This is a genomic window from Meiothermus sp. (assembly GCF_026004115.1).
GTDB lineage: Bacteria > Deinococcota > Deinococci > Deinococcales > Thermaceae > Meiothermus.
On the sequence record NZ_BPIM01000001.1, the window covers coordinates 2,223,885 to 2,235,848 of the forward strand.

Consider the following 11,964-nt stretch of genomic DNA (forward strand, 5'->3'; position numbering starts at 1 on the left):
GGTGAAGGGAAATGCTCGATGTGCTGCTACAGCCCACTAACTTTTTCCGTGCGCTCTCGGAGCGCAAACCCAACCTGGTGGCTCCATTTTTTATCATCGTGGCCAGTACAGTCGCGGCCTCGCTGGGGCAGGTGTTGCTGGTTCGACTCTTGCCCAGTTTTCTGCCGGGGGGATTACCCGTGCAACTGGTGTTTGCGCTTTTGGGTGGGGTGGTATTTGGCATGCTGCTGTGGGGGATAGGGGGGCTGATTATTCGCCTGCTGGCCGGGCCGGATAGCCGGGCCTGGGAGGTCTATGGTTGGGCCTCGGTACCGGCTTTGCTGGTGGGGCTGGTACTGGTTCCCCTGGGGGCTTTGTTTCCCATCACCGGCGATCTGCCCCCCCTGCCGCCGGCCACCGACCCCGAGGCTCTGCGGGCCTGGCAGCGCGAGTACCAGCAGGTCGTCGGGGCGGCCAGTGGAACCCGCGTGCTGCAAGGGCTGGGGATAGTGGGCTCCCTCTGGTCGCTCTGGATTATCTGGTCGGGCCTCAGGGTGCTGGCGCCCAGCCGGGCCCTGCTGGCCACTTTGGGCGTGGCGGTGGTTTCGCTGGCCTTTACACTTTGGGGCATTCTGGGTTCGCGTTAGGGCTCTGTCCGGGTTCATTGAGGGGTGGCCCGAATTAGCTAACTGGAGGCAATGCGCATGAAACGCTGGATTTGGATCGGGCTGGTGGCCCTCTCGCTGGGCCTGACCCTTTTTGGGCTGCTGCGCCCCAGGGCCGAGCAGGGCCTGGCGGTCACGGTGGTGCAAGCCGAACGGGGTGAGTTTGTACGGGAAGTGCGGGCGACCGGCGTGGTGGAGGCGCGGGTTTACACCCTCACCTTTTCTCGGCCGGGGCGGGTGGCCGAGGTGCGGGTCCAGGAGGGGCAAACCGTGGAGGCGGGGCAGGTGCTGGCCGTGCTCGAGACCGCGGGCGAACAGGCCCAACTGCGCTCGATACGAGAGGCGCTTTTGGCCTTGCAGTCCCGCGCCCAGGCCGCCGAGGCCGACTACCAGAGCAACCGCACCCGCCTGCAAAACCAGCTGCTCGAGGTCAGGCGTAACCTGCGCATCTCCGAGGAGCTCCTGCGGGTGGGTGGGGTGGCCCGCAGCGAGGTGGAGCGCCTGGAGCGCCAGGTGGCCGACCTCGAGGCCCAGCTCGCCAGCCTGGGCCAGGCCCGCACCAGTACCCAGCGCGACCTGCAGGCCCAGCTTCAGGCCCGCCAGACCGAGCTGGCCAACCTCGAGCGCAATCTTGCCCAATCAACCTTGCGCACACCCGTGGCCGGTACGGTGGCTGCGGTGGGCTATCTGGCGGGGGTCGAGACCACTGCGCCCAGCGGTGGAACCGGCCTGAGCGCCGCCTCGATCCGGTTGGTGGAAGCCGGAAGTCTGCGGGTACAGGCCCGCCTGTCCGAGGCCGATGTCCCCTGGGTGCGACCTGGCCAACCGGTGCGCCTCGAACTCGACGCCGCGCCCGGCCAGCCCCTGGTGGGCAAGGTGGATCGCCTGGGGGTGCAGGCCGAGGTGGCCGGAACCGGGGGGAGTGCGGTGCTGCCGGTGTTTATTCGTTTTCTCGACGAGAAGGCCGAATCGCTGGCCCGGCCTGGCCTGACCGCTACGGCCCGCATCACCACCCTGCGCCTGCCCAGTGCGCTCAAGGTGCCCCTGGAAACCCTGGTGGAAGGGGGGGGCCAAACCTACCTGTGGGTGGTGGATTCGGCCACCCGCACGGTGCGCAAGCAAGCGGTTACGGTACTCGCCCGTAACCTCACCCAGGCCGCCATAGAAGGTATTCCCGACCAAAGCATCCTGATCTCGCTACCCCCCGAAGCCCTCAAGGAGGGGGCCCGGGTTAGCTACCGCTTGAGTAGCCCGGAGGCTCGTCCATGACCCCAGTGGTGCAGATGCAGGGCGTGACCAAGGTCTACCGCTCGGGCTCGAGCACCCGCACGGTGGAGGTGCATGCGCTCTCGGGTGTAGACCTGGTCATTTATCCAGGTGAATATGTGGCCCTGATGGGCCCTTCGGGCTCGGGTAAGTCCACCCTGATGCACATCATCGGCCTGCTCGATTCGCCCACCGAGGGCCAGTACAGCCTGGGGGGCGAGCCCGTTCGGGGTCTGGGCGAAGCGCAGCTAGCCCGCATCCGCAACCAGCGGGTGGGGTTTGTGTTTCAGGCGTTTTTCTTGTTGCCACGCCTGACCGCCCTGCACAACGTGGCCCTGCCCCTGGTCTACCGGGGGCTGCCTGCTGCCGAACGGCTCAAACGAGCCAGGAAGGCCCTGGAGTCGGTGGGTTTGGGCGACCGCCTCGACCACCTGCCCTCCGAGCTTTCGGGCGGGCAAAAACAGCGGGTGGCCATTGCCCGGGCCCTGGTGCAGGAACCCGACTTACTCCTGGCCGATGAACCGACCGGCAACCTCGACTCCAAATCCTCCGATGAAATTATGGAGCTGTTCGACGCCCTGCACCGCCAGGGCAAGACCATCGTGATGGTCACCCACGAACCCGATGTGGGGGCCCGGGCCGAGCGCATCGTGCGCCTGCGCGATGGCAAGGTGGCCGATGGGGGGATGGCATGAACCCGGCTCAACGGGCTACGTCTGCGGCGAACACAGCCCCAATGGGCATGAACCCGCTGGAGAACTTCCGCATGGCCTTCGAGTCGCTGTGGGGCAACAAGCTCCGCAGCTTCCTGGCCTTGCTGGGCATCGTGATCGGGGTGTTTGCGGTCACGGCCATGATCTCGCTGGGCCAGATGGCCACCGCAGGCATTACCCAGGACCTGGAAGCGGTGGCGGGTCGCTCGATCTTTGTGCAGCCCAACTTCAACGAGGGCCAGGACTTTAGCTCTGCTCCCATCCGTGAGGAAGACCTACAGGCCCTGCAGGCGCTGCCCGTCACGGTGATCCCTCAACTCTTTACCAGCATTCAGTACGAAAGCAAGCCCGGAGAGCGACGCTCCATGCAACTGCAAGGCACCCCGGGGGATTTACCCAAACTCGATCCCACCAACAAAATCGCCAGGGGGCGCTATTTTACCGACCTCGAGGCCCGGGGTGGTCTGGCGGTGGCGGTACTCTCCGACCGGGCCGCCAAAGATCTTTTTCCAGGCCGTGAAGCGGTGGGTCAGGTGGCCCGCCTGTACTACCCCGGCGGGGCCCGCATCGACCTCACGGTGGTAGGGGTTTTGGAGCCTCCCAGTGGTATTTTTGGGGGGCTTGGCTCGAGCGCAACCGTCTATACCCCCATCCAGCTTATCTGGAATACCTCTCCTACCGCACGGCGGGGCGAGTATGCGTTTGTTATTCTGCCCCTCAAGAAAGGAGCCGACGCCCAGCAGGTCACGCGGCAGGTGCAGCGCATCTTTGAGAGCCGCTACGGCAAAGGCAAGTACCAGGTGCAGTCCACCGAAAGCTTCCAGGGCACCCTGCGTTCAGTCACCCTCATCTTGCAAGCGCTGCTGGGAGCCATTGCAGGCTTATCGCTCCTGGTAGGGGGTATTGGCATCATGAACATCATGCTGGTTTCGGTGACCGAGCGCACCCGTGAAATTGGCCTGCGGAAAGCCCTGGGGGCCACCTCGGGACAGATCCGCCAGCAGTTCTTGATTGAGGCGGTGGTACTGACGCTCGTGGGGGGTCTGCTGGGAGTAGTTCTGGCCGCAGGGCTGCTCTTGCTCATAACCGCCACGGTGCCTTTCTTCAAGGTGTACATTCTGAGCCCCACCACGGTTGTTCTGGCTCTGGCAGTGAGCGCCCTGGTGGGCTTGTTTTTTGGGGTATGGCCTGCTGCGCGGGCGGCTGCACTTGACCCGATTGAGGCCCTCCGGTACGAATAAAAAAACCAGGGACTTTTGAGTCCCTGGCCGGTGCTGTAGCGGTTAGCGGAAGTAGAGCCTGGGCCCAAATTCGATTCCCAGGACAAAATCGCTGGCGCCGCCAGAAAAGCGAAGCGCGGGTTGTAGCTCCACAAAAAAGTTGAAATCGCGGCTTACGGGAATTTCCAGCCCGGCGTTGCCGTTGATGCTGAACAGCGTGCCGCCGCCTGCCACCAGGCCCAGACCTCCCCCAAAGTAGAAGTCGAGACTGCCGCTCGAGCGCAGGAAGTAAATCACATCGGCCCCGATGGCAAACTGGGTTCCGCCACCGGTGAACAGCCCAAAGCCGCCCCGCAGCGCCAGCGGACCAATCACATTCTCGGCGCCCATGCGGGCCTGAACGCTCAGGCTAAACCCAGGAACCAGGCTCATGTTGCCGCTGGCAATCTCGCCGAACAACCGTCCCTGGGCGAAGGCCCCGCTCAAAATTGCGACCATCACAAGAGCAATCAGTTTTTTCATTTGTAACCTCCCCAGGGCAGTATATCAGAGCTTTCCTAATGGGGCCTTGGGCTTAGAGCACACACTTGAGGTAAGCTAACTTTCCAAAGGAGGCAACATGCAGCGTTGGTTCGTGGTGCTTGTCGCGTATTTTGGGTTTGCGTTGGCGCAGGGTTCGGTTCAGGCTCCTGCAGGCTGGCAGGAGATTCGTCCTGGGGGTGCGGCGGTCTGCTCGGACGGCTCACCCTGGCGTTTTTATGTGGCGCCTGGGGCTACCGATAAGGTGATTGTAAATTTCCAAGGAGGCGGGGCTTGCTGGGACGCCGCGACATGTAACCCCCAGTCGCGCCTGTACACCACCCGGCTGCAAATCCAGGACTTGCAAGCAGGGCAGGGGGTCTTCAATCGCAACAACCCCGAAAACCCCTTCCGCGACTGGACCCACGTGTTTGTACCCTACTGCACCGCCGACCTACACTGGGGCAACAATCTCGCCCGCTATGGCGACCTGAGCATTCAGCACAAAGGGGCGGTGAATGCCCGGCAGGCTGTGCTGTGGGTTTTTAACAACATTCCCAACCCCCAGAACGTGATGGTTACGGGCTGTAGCGCAGGGGGATATGGCTCCATTATGTGGGCGCCCTACTTCATGCGCCGCTATCCCAACGCCAACGTGGTGCAGTTGGGGGATGCAGCGCTGGGGGTGGCCCCCGCGTCCTTTTTCCCGGTGGCCTCGGCAGCCTGGGGCATCCAGGGGGCCCTGCCGGGCTGGATAGGGGGCCTCGAGCCCGCCCGGCTTGGCTCCAACGACCTGTACCAGGTCTTTGCCAGGGCCTACCCCAGCCGCAGTTTTGCCCAGTACAGCACCCTGCTGGACGAGGTTCAGATTTTCTTCTATAGCCTGATCCTGGGCCAGCCGCGTCCCACGCCAGAAATTGCCCAGCAGTGGGTTCGGGGTGCCCTTTCGAACCTCGCGGCCATCAAGCAGTCGGCCCCCAACTTCTATAGCTACCTGGCCCCCGGCAGCCAGCACTGCATCATCGGGCGGCCCGAGTTCTACAGCACCAAGGTGGGTGATGTAAGTTTTGCCGACTGGGTGCGCAAGCTGGTCTCGGACGGGAAGCCCGGGGATGTGGCCCCGCCCAGGTAAGTCCAAACCGCAGGGCCCCGGGCGAGTATTGGGGCTTTGGGTCACGATCCTTCCAGTTCTTCCCAGTGAAGTCCCTGCGGGGTTGTCCCGGTAGAGGGCTTTCGCTGGGGGGAAAAGCTGGCAAACCAGTCACGCAGGTGCGGCTCGAGGCCGACCAACAGCTTGTGTACCGTAGACTTCTTAAGGGGAGCTGCTTGTAGCAGGCCTTTTAGGAGCATGTCGCTCTTTTCCTCCACCAGTCGTGCGGCCTCGAGGGTAAACTGCCCCTGGAACCACAGCTGATCGGAAAGCCCTTTGGGCTTGCTATCGTAGCTGCCCAGGCTGGGCTGGCTGGGCGTGAGGTGGGCCAGCAGCAGGCCCCACTGCCTGGCCTGGGGGTAGAGTTCCGGTAGGGCCTGCTGGAGCGCCAGAAGATAAAGGTAGTTGGCCAGAAACTCGTCTACCCAGCGAACCCGGGTACGCAGCTTCCAGGCCACGGCTACGGCGTGGGCGTACTCGTGTCCCAGGTTGAGATCCAGAAAGTCGCTGGGCTGGCCGGGAGGCTTGCCGGCCCTCTTGATGGCCGGCACCAGGGTCTCGCGCAGCCGCCAAATTAAACGTTCGGGGTAGTGGGCCGGCAGGAACAAATAAAGGCCTTCCCGCAGGCTGGTGCGTTGGAAAGGAAAGCCATAGGGGTGCTTGACCCGGGTCTTCCAGTCGGTCTCATCCAGCACCATCAGGTGCACCGGAGGCACCTCGGCGTAGCGCGCTAGCACCGCTCGCAAGTCCAGCAGGTAGGCCTGCATGGCCCTGGCCCGCAGCACCGAGCCCTCCGAGGCCTGCAGGGGGATATGGGGGTGGGGGAGGGCCTGCACAGCTTGATTGTAAGCGTCAGGCGTACCCCAGAATTGCCTTGCGCTTCTGCCCCCAGGCCAGGGCGCTGGCAATGCCTTCGTCAATCGAGTGCTCGGCCCTCCAGCCCAAAAGCTCCAAAGCCCGGTCGGCGTTGGCGTAGGCTCCGGCTACATCTCCTGGGCGGGGTGGGGCTTCGCGCTTGGGGATTGGCTTTCCGTACACACGCTCGAAGGCTGCGACCAGCTCCTTCACCGTGACCCCGTTGCCGGTGCCCAGGTTTATCACCACATAGGGGCTTTTGGTTTTTTGTATGACCGTGTCGAACTGCTCTACCGCCTTCACGTGGGCCATGGCTAGATCCCACACGTGGATATAGTCACGAATGCCCGAGCCGTCGCGGGTGGGCCAATCCACGCCGGTAATGGTGAACTCGGGCAGCTTGCCCAGGGCCACGTCTACCATCTTGCCCAGTACGTGGCTGGGTTCGCGCACATGGATGCCGGTGCGCAGTTTGGGGTCGGCCCCGATGGGGTTGAAGTATCGAAGGGCAATGCCGCGCAGGGGGGTGGCTTTCGCCAGGTCTTCCAGCACCATCTCCATCATGTACTTGGTGCGGGCGTAGGGTGAGCTGGGTTTGAGCGGCGAGGTCTCGGTCACCTTGAACCCCGGCACGGCGTCGTAGATGGAGGCCGAGGAGCTGAACACCACCCGGGGGTAGCCGAGTTCCCCCAGGTTTTTGAATAGCTCGAGGCTTTTGCAGACGTTCTCGCGGTAATAGAGGTAAGGCTCCTGCACCGACTCCGGCACCACAATGCGCGCAGCGCAGTGGATGGTGCTGTGAATATCGGGGTGCTCCAGAAAGATCCGCTCCAGTAAGGCTTTGTCGGCGATGTCGCCCTGGTAGAAAATTTTGCCCTCGGTAAAGGCCCGGGGGCCCGTTACCAGCGAGTCCAGCAGCACTGGCACATGGCCGGTGTCCTCTAGCGCGTTGGCGACGGTGCTGCCGATGTACCCTGCTCCGCCTGTAATTAGAACCTTCATGGGCCCGATTGTACCTGCAATACCGGATTCAAAAAGGCAGTCAACAAGACCAAAAGCCCTGGCGACTGTCTTTTTGAATCCTAGAGCACACCCCTCCCGAACGGTCGGCGAAGAAAGCGTCTCCATTCCAAAGGGGCTTACGCCCTCCGCTACGCGGATAACTTCCAAGGGGCGGTGTCGCCCTCGGCTACGCGGATAACTTCGGTTGGGTTGGTTCGTCACGGTTTGGCGACGAACCAACCGAATCTGGTATGAAGCCTTAGTATTTTGACCATGGGTGCACTGGACGGTCTCAAAGTGCTCGACCTTTCCCGTATTCTGGCGGGCCCTTACTGTACCCAGATGCTGGCTGACCTGGGCGCAGAGGTTTGGAAAATCGAGCCCCCCAGGGGCGACGACACCCGCAGTTGGGGCCCCCCCTTTATCAGGGGATGGGGGTTAGGGGTTAGCAATTCGCTGGAGAAAGGTAAATTCTCCTTAGAAACTGCCTCGCCGAGATGGGAGGTTGCACCCGAGGGCGAAAGCGCTTACTTCCTCTCCTGCAACCGGGGCAAGAAGAGCTTGGTGGTGAATCTCAAAGACCCCCGGGGCCAGCAGATTGTGCAGGCGCTGGCCAGGCAGGCCGATGTGCTGGTGGAGAACTACAAAACCGGCGACCTGGCCCGCTATGGCCTGGACTATGCCAGCCTCTCCCGGCTGAACCCAGGGCTTATATACCTCTCCATCACCGGCTACGGCCAGACCGGCCCCCGCGCACAGGAACCCGGCTACGACGTGGCGGTGCAGGGGCTTTGCGGCATCATGTCGGTGACGGGGGAACCGGAAGGCCCGCCCATGCGGGTTCCGGTGGCCTGGATAGACCTGATGACCGGGATGAACGGGGCCATTGCGGTGCTGGGGGCCCTCCAGGAGCGGACTCGAAGCGGGTTGGGTCAGCATATTGACCTAGCGCTTTTTGATGTGGGGTTGGCGGCCATGGTTAACCTGGCCCAGAGTTACCTGGTGACCCAGCAGTTACCCGAGCGGCTGGGCAACGCCCATCCCCAGATTGTCCCCTACGGCGCTTTTGCCGCCTCGGATGGCTGGTTCATGCTGACCGTGGGCAACGACGAGCAGTACCGGCGGGTCTGCGAGGCTGCCGAGCACCCAGAACTCTGGGAGGATGTGCGTTTTCAGACAAATGCAGGCCGGGTGACCCATCGCGCCGAGCTACTGCCCAGGCTCGAGGCTATTCTGCGCACCCGCTCCCGCCGGGAGTGGCTGCGGCGCTTCAGCCAGGCCGGCGTTCCGGTCACCCCCATCAACAACCTGGCCGAGGCCTTTGCCGAGCCCCAAGCCCAGGCCCGGGGTATGCGCCTGGAGGTTGCGCACCCGACCCTGGGCGCCATTCCCCTGGTGGGCTCCCCGCTGGCCCACCTGTCGCGCACCCCTGCTCAGGTTCAAGCCCACCCGCCGCTGTTGGGAGAGCATACGCGGGCCGTGCTCACGGAGGTGCTGGGCTACACGCCGGAGCAAGTCCAGAACCTGGTAGACGCCGGGGTGGTCAAGGTTTGAGATAGGGCGGTAGAAAAGAAGATTTTGCCACCGTGAGCCTGAGCGGTGCCGGCCTGGTGTGCTCGAGGCCCCTATTTGAGCCCGGCGCGCGTGCTTCCTACGGGGGAACGATGTCGAAGATGACGCTGGTGCTGGCCGCCACCCCCATCTCCGAGGTGGGCAGCACCGGCCCGCTGAAGCTGGCCTTGCCGTCGTTGATGGCATACAGGAACAAGAAGGTTCTGCCGGCAGGAACTACCACCTGGTCGGCTGGGATGGTAAAGCTGCGGTTCGTACCGGGGATGCTGGTAACCACATAGTTGAGCGGGCCGTTGCCCAGCAGGTGCAGGTAGAAGCGGTCGGGGTCGGGGCCAGTATAACTCCAGGTGACGGTCAGGGGTTGGTTTGCTGTGATGCGAGCGTCGGCAGCGGGAGCGGTGAGGATAGGGGCCGGGGGGATGGCCGCCGAGCCGTTGATGGTGCCTTCCGGCACGGTGATGCTCAGGTTGAGCACGGTGCCCGCCGTTGCGCCGGGAATGCTGGTTGCGGAGTAGGAACCGGGCGGGTTTAGGTAGGTGAGTGGGGTACCGTTGATGGTGACGGTAGCCGAACTGAAGGCCACGCCCGTATCGGTGGAGAGGTACAGGTTGGGGTTGCTGGCCCCCAACCAGTTACCCCATACCCGGTACTTTGTGGAAGCCAACGCTGGGGTCTCCACCTCGGCGGAGTTGTTCCATTCGCTCTGGAGGCTGGCGTTCACCGCCCGGATGCGGTAGGTGTAGCGGGTGCTGGGGGCCAGGCCGCTGTCGGTGTGGCTCTGTCCCGGAGGGCCGCCCATCTCGTGGGGGATGCTTGTGAGCAGGCTGAAGCTGCCACTGCCCACCTTGCGTTCAATCTGGTAAGCGGTAGCGCCGTCCACCTTTAGCCAGGTCAAGCCGATGGTGGTGCTCGAGCCCACCGTGGCCGTGAAATTGCCCGGTTTGCCCAGGGTGGGCGGGGGTGGGTTCTGCGGGCAAGCGGTCAGGAAGACCATAGCTACCAGGTAGAGCCAGGGATAAGGTTTCACGGGCTTTTCTCCTATTTACGGCATTCGAGCCGCACCCGGAAGCTGGGATCCGGTACGGTGTAGCGGATCTTGAGCGAGGTGAGCATCTTGTTGGCATCCAGCAGTAGCAATAGCTTGGTGGGGGTGCGCTCGATTTCGTCGGAGTAGAAGAGGGCCTCCTCCACCATGCTGGTGCCCTGGGCAAAGGGCTTGTCGCGCATTTCGAGGTATTGCGACTCTATGGTGTTGCCGTTGTCGAGTACCAGCCTGAGGCCCTGCCAACCGGTGCCCGCCAGGGCCGCGCCGTTGGCAGTGGTGCCGTTGCGCAGCTCGAGCCTGGCCTTCCAGCCCCTACGGCCCTCCGCAGGCAGCGGCTCCAGGCTAAGCACCCGGAAGCGCCAGATGCCGTTAAAGAGCCACTCGTTCTGACAGCCCTCCAGCGCAGCAATCTGGTTGGCCCCGCCCTGGGCCGTCGGTGTGCTGGGTAGGGTTAGGCTCAGGGTGGCGCCGGAGAGACTGACCCCCACCCCGGCGGCCCTCAGCGCATCCAGCGGCACGTAGGTCTTGCCGCCTACCACGATGGCCGGGGCGCTGGCGGCCTTGCTGTTGATGAGCAAGCGGTAGGTTTTCTGGGCGGCCTGGGCCAGGGCCAGGGTTGTAAATAGCAGGAAAAGTGCCATCAAGATTCTTTGCATAGGCTAGCTCCTAAGGGTTAATCACCAGAATGTTGAACTGGGTGCCGCTTGGGATGTTGGTGGTGGCGCTGGGGCTGATCAAACACCACCGGTTGACAGCAGTGCTGTAATAAACTCCCACCGGAATGGAGAGGGTTCCGGTGGAGGGGCCGCTGCGGAAGGTTACCAGCACGATGGCATTAGGCTCGTTGTTGAGGAACGGGTGATCCATGCAGGAGGTGGATGCAGCGCTGGTGGTGGTGTGAATAAAGGCCGGTGAGCGGTTGTCTGTGGCGGTAGGATAGGTCTTGATGCGACCATAAATGGCTAGAGCTGTACCGCCGGGCTCTGAATTGCCTGCATAAACTGCAATAGCATCGTTCCTGTAAGCCACGGCAGAAAAGCCTTTATCGCCAGAGCCGTAGACATCAGCCCTGAAAGCGTCTTTGGCTGCACCGTTTGTGGTCAGGCGCAGACCCCAGGGTGGGGGTGACGCGGATGGAACCGATCCGTTGTACGGGAGTGAGAGACCATCTTCACCCCAGGTCAGATTCCCGCTGCTGACCTTGAGCACGCGGTTGTCGGCTGCTCCGATGGCGGAGAGCTTGTTCAAGGTGACCCCACCGTTTTTGATGGAGAATGTGCTGCCGGAAAGCTCGAGGCTGCTGCCATCGGCGCTGTAGGTGCTGCCCCCGCTGCCCGCGTCGTCTGGCTCGCAGACTACGGTGCCGTCGGCATAGATGGCTCGGATGCTGCTACCCTCGCCACAGGTGGCGGTGACGCGGTTTTGCTTGCCGGTCTCGAGGGCCTCGATCCCTGCTTTGAGGGTGCTAAAGTTGGCGTTGACCTCGCTCGACTTGATGGGGGTATTGGGGGAAAAGAGGATGAGATTGCCCACCGCTGTCACATAGAGCCCCCCGGCGGCCAGCAAGGCCCCCAGGGCGAAAAACATCAGGCTGCGTCCGCGCATGGCTCCCTCCTTACTGCCAGTTGGCCCCATCCCAAGTGCTGCTATCCCAGATAGCGCCTTGTGGGGCGGTGGAACCACCACAGGCCGCTAGCAGCAACAAGATCACCAATAACCTGAGCTTCCAGGGCTTTTTCATTGCTCTGACCTCCTATTGGGGGGGAGGTTCTCGAGCGCAAACACCCCTTCCAGATACCGCGCCAAAGCCTTCAGGCTGGCAAAGTAGCGTGGTGGGCTGTGGTCGGAGGGTTGCAGCTCAATACGCAACTGCCCTTCATCGTCCCGGGAAAGCTTAAGCAGGTAGGTCTGCCTAAGTGGGGGCACCTTCTCACCTCCCGGCGCCAGTATGCCGGGCGCGGTGTCGCAAGAGCGTCAC

14 protein-coding genes are annotated in these 11,964 nt (G+C 63.0%); 6 read left to right on the plus strand and 8 right to left on the minus strand.

The window, feature by feature from the left end; translation table 11 throughout:
• The first annotated feature begins 11 nt into the window (after window positions 1-11).
• Genes Q0X23_RS10820 through Q0X23_RS10835 form a run of 4 tightly spaced genes read left to right on the plus strand, consistent with a single transcriptional unit; the run spans window position 12 to window position 3,864 of the window.
• Complete coding sequence (locus tag Q0X23_RS10820) at window positions 12-626, plus strand: YIP1 family protein (RefSeq protein ID WP_297860297.1); 615 nt, start codon at window positions 12-14, stop codon at window positions 624-626.
• Window positions 627-683: 57 nt separating this feature from the next.
• Window positions 684-1,913, plus strand: coding sequence for an efflux RND transporter periplasmic adaptor subunit (locus Q0X23_RS10825; RefSeq protein ID WP_297860298.1), 1,230 nt, complete (start codon window positions 684-686; stop codon window positions 1,911-1,913).
• Window positions 1,910-2,605, plus strand: coding sequence for an ABC transporter ATP-binding protein (locus tag Q0X23_RS10830; RefSeq protein ID WP_297860299.1), 696 nt, complete (start codon window positions 1,910-1,912; stop codon window positions 2,603-2,605). The genes Q0X23_RS10825 and Q0X23_RS10830 overlap by 4 nt, the downstream gene beginning before the upstream one ends.
• A complete protein-coding gene (locus Q0X23_RS10835; protein ID WP_297860300.1) occupies window positions 2,602-3,864 on the plus strand; it encodes an ABC transporter permease in 1,263 nt (420 codons plus the stop codon). Before Q0X23_RS10830 ends, Q0X23_RS10835 begins: the two co-directional genes overlap by 4 nt.
• A gap of 42 nt (window positions 3,865-3,906) precedes the next feature.
• On the opposite strand, the gene Q0X23_RS10840 is transcribed toward Q0X23_RS10835, so the two are convergent.
• The gene (locus Q0X23_RS10840) at window positions 3,907-4,365 is read right to left on the minus strand and encodes a hypothetical protein (protein ID WP_297860301.1); all 459 of its coding nucleotides are present in this window, start codon (window positions 4,363-4,365) and stop codon (window positions 3,907-3,909) included.
• 97 nt (window positions 4,366-4,462) lie between these two features.
• On the opposite strand from Q0X23_RS10840, the gene Q0X23_RS10845 reads away from it, so the two are divergent.
• Window positions 4,463-5,494 carry a pectin acetylesterase-family hydrolase gene (locus tag Q0X23_RS10845; protein ID WP_297860302.1) on the plus strand — a complete coding sequence of 344 codons (1,032 nt, stop codon included), beginning with the start codon at window positions 4,463-4,465 and terminating at the stop codon, window positions 5,492-5,494.
• A gap of 41 nt (window positions 5,495-5,535) precedes the next feature.
• Here Q0X23_RS10845 and Q0X23_RS10850 read toward each other — a convergent pair whose 3' ends face one another.
• Entirely contained in the window at window positions 5,536-6,348 is an 813-nt protein-coding gene (locus Q0X23_RS10850; protein WP_297860303.1) for a hypothetical protein, read from the minus strand.
• A gap of 16 nt (window positions 6,349-6,364) precedes the next feature.
• On the minus strand, window positions 6,365-7,369 hold the full coding sequence (gene galE, locus Q0X23_RS10855) for a UDP-glucose 4-epimerase GalE (protein ID WP_297860304.1): 1,005 nt from the start codon (window positions 7,367-7,369) through the stop codon (window positions 6,365-6,367).
• Between the two features lie 273 nt (window positions 7,370-7,642).
• Here galE and Q0X23_RS10860 point away from each other — a divergent pair, with 273 nt between their 5' ends.
• Complete coding sequence (locus tag Q0X23_RS10860; protein ID WP_297860305.1) at window positions 7,643-8,923, plus strand: CaiB/BaiF CoA-transferase family protein; 1,281 nt, start codon at window positions 7,643-7,645, stop codon at window positions 8,921-8,923.
• Window positions 8,924-9,020: 97 nt separating this feature from the next.
• Here Q0X23_RS10860 and Q0X23_RS10865 read toward each other — a convergent pair whose 3' ends face one another.
• From Q0X23_RS10865 to Q0X23_RS10885, 5 genes are read right to left on the minus strand one after another with little or no spacing between them, the layout of a single operon-like run.
• Window positions 9,021-9,968, minus strand: coding sequence for a fibronectin type III domain-containing protein (locus tag Q0X23_RS10865; RefSeq protein WP_297860306.1), 948 nt, complete (start codon window positions 9,966-9,968; stop codon window positions 9,021-9,023).
• 11 nt (window positions 9,969-9,979) lie between these two features.
• Window positions 9,980-10,642 carry a hypothetical protein gene (locus Q0X23_RS10870; RefSeq protein ID WP_297860307.1) on the minus strand — a complete coding sequence of 221 codons (663 nt, stop codon included), beginning with the start codon at window positions 10,640-10,642 and terminating at the stop codon, window positions 9,980-9,982.
• A gap of 10 nt (window positions 10,643-10,652) precedes the next feature.
• Window positions 10,653-11,591 (minus strand): hypothetical protein, encoded by a 939-nt coding sequence (locus Q0X23_RS10875; protein ID WP_297860308.1) that lies wholly within the window; start codon window positions 11,589-11,591, stop codon window positions 10,653-10,655.
• Between the two features lie 10 nt (window positions 11,592-11,601).
• A complete protein-coding gene (locus Q0X23_RS10880; protein ID WP_297860309.1) occupies window positions 11,602-11,727 on the minus strand; it encodes a hypothetical protein in 126 nt (41 codons plus the stop codon).
• Window positions 11,724-11,912 (minus strand): hypothetical protein, encoded by a 189-nt coding sequence (locus Q0X23_RS10885; protein ID WP_297860310.1) that lies wholly within the window; start codon window positions 11,910-11,912, stop codon window positions 11,724-11,726. The genes Q0X23_RS10880 and Q0X23_RS10885 overlap by 4 nt, the downstream gene beginning before the upstream one ends.
• Window positions 11,913-11,964: the final 52 nt, after the last annotated feature.

What these genes read in the sequence shown, in the direction of transcription:
- Q0X23_RS10820 (WP_297860297.1), top strand. Translation starts at nt 12, where the DNA reads ATGCTCGATGTGCTGCTACAGCCCACTAACTTTTTCCGTGCGCTCTCG.
- Q0X23_RS10825 (WP_297860298.1), top strand. Translation starts at nt 684, where the DNA reads ATGAAACGCTGGATTTGGATCGGGCTGGTGGCCCTCTCGCTGGGCCTG.
- Q0X23_RS10830 (WP_297860299.1), top strand. Translation starts at nt 1,910, where the DNA reads ATGACCCCAGTGGTGCAGATGCAGGGCGTGACCAAGGTCTACCGCTCG.
- Q0X23_RS10835 (WP_297860300.1), top strand. Translation starts at nt 2,602, where the DNA reads ATGAACCCGGCTCAACGGGCTACGTCTGCGGCGAACACAGCCCCAATG.
- Q0X23_RS10840 (WP_297860301.1), bottom strand. Translation starts at nt 4,365, where the DNA reads ATGAAAAAACTGATTGCTCTTGTGATGGTCGCAATTTTGAGCGGGGCC.
- Q0X23_RS10845 (WP_297860302.1), top strand. Translation starts at nt 4,463, where the DNA reads ATGCAGCGTTGGTTCGTGGTGCTTGTCGCGTATTTTGGGTTTGCGTTG.
- galE (WP_297860304.1), bottom strand. Translation starts at nt 7,369, where the DNA reads ATGAAGGTTCTAATTACAGGCGGAGCAGGGTACATCGGCAGCACCGTC.
- Q0X23_RS10860 (WP_297860305.1), top strand. Translation starts at nt 7,643, where the DNA reads ATGGGTGCACTGGACGGTCTCAAAGTGCTCGACCTTTCCCGTATTCTG.
- Q0X23_RS10870 (WP_297860307.1), bottom strand. Translation starts at nt 10,642, where the DNA reads ATGCAAAGAATCTTGATGGCACTTTTCCTGCTATTTACAACCCTGGCC.
- Q0X23_RS10875 (WP_297860308.1), bottom strand. Translation starts at nt 11,591, where the DNA reads ATGCGCGGACGCAGCCTGATGTTTTTCGCCCTGGGGGCCTTGCTGGCC.
- Q0X23_RS10880 (WP_297860309.1), bottom strand. Translation starts at nt 11,727, where the DNA reads ATGAAAAAGCCCTGGAAGCTCAGGTTATTGGTGATCTTGTTGCTGCTA.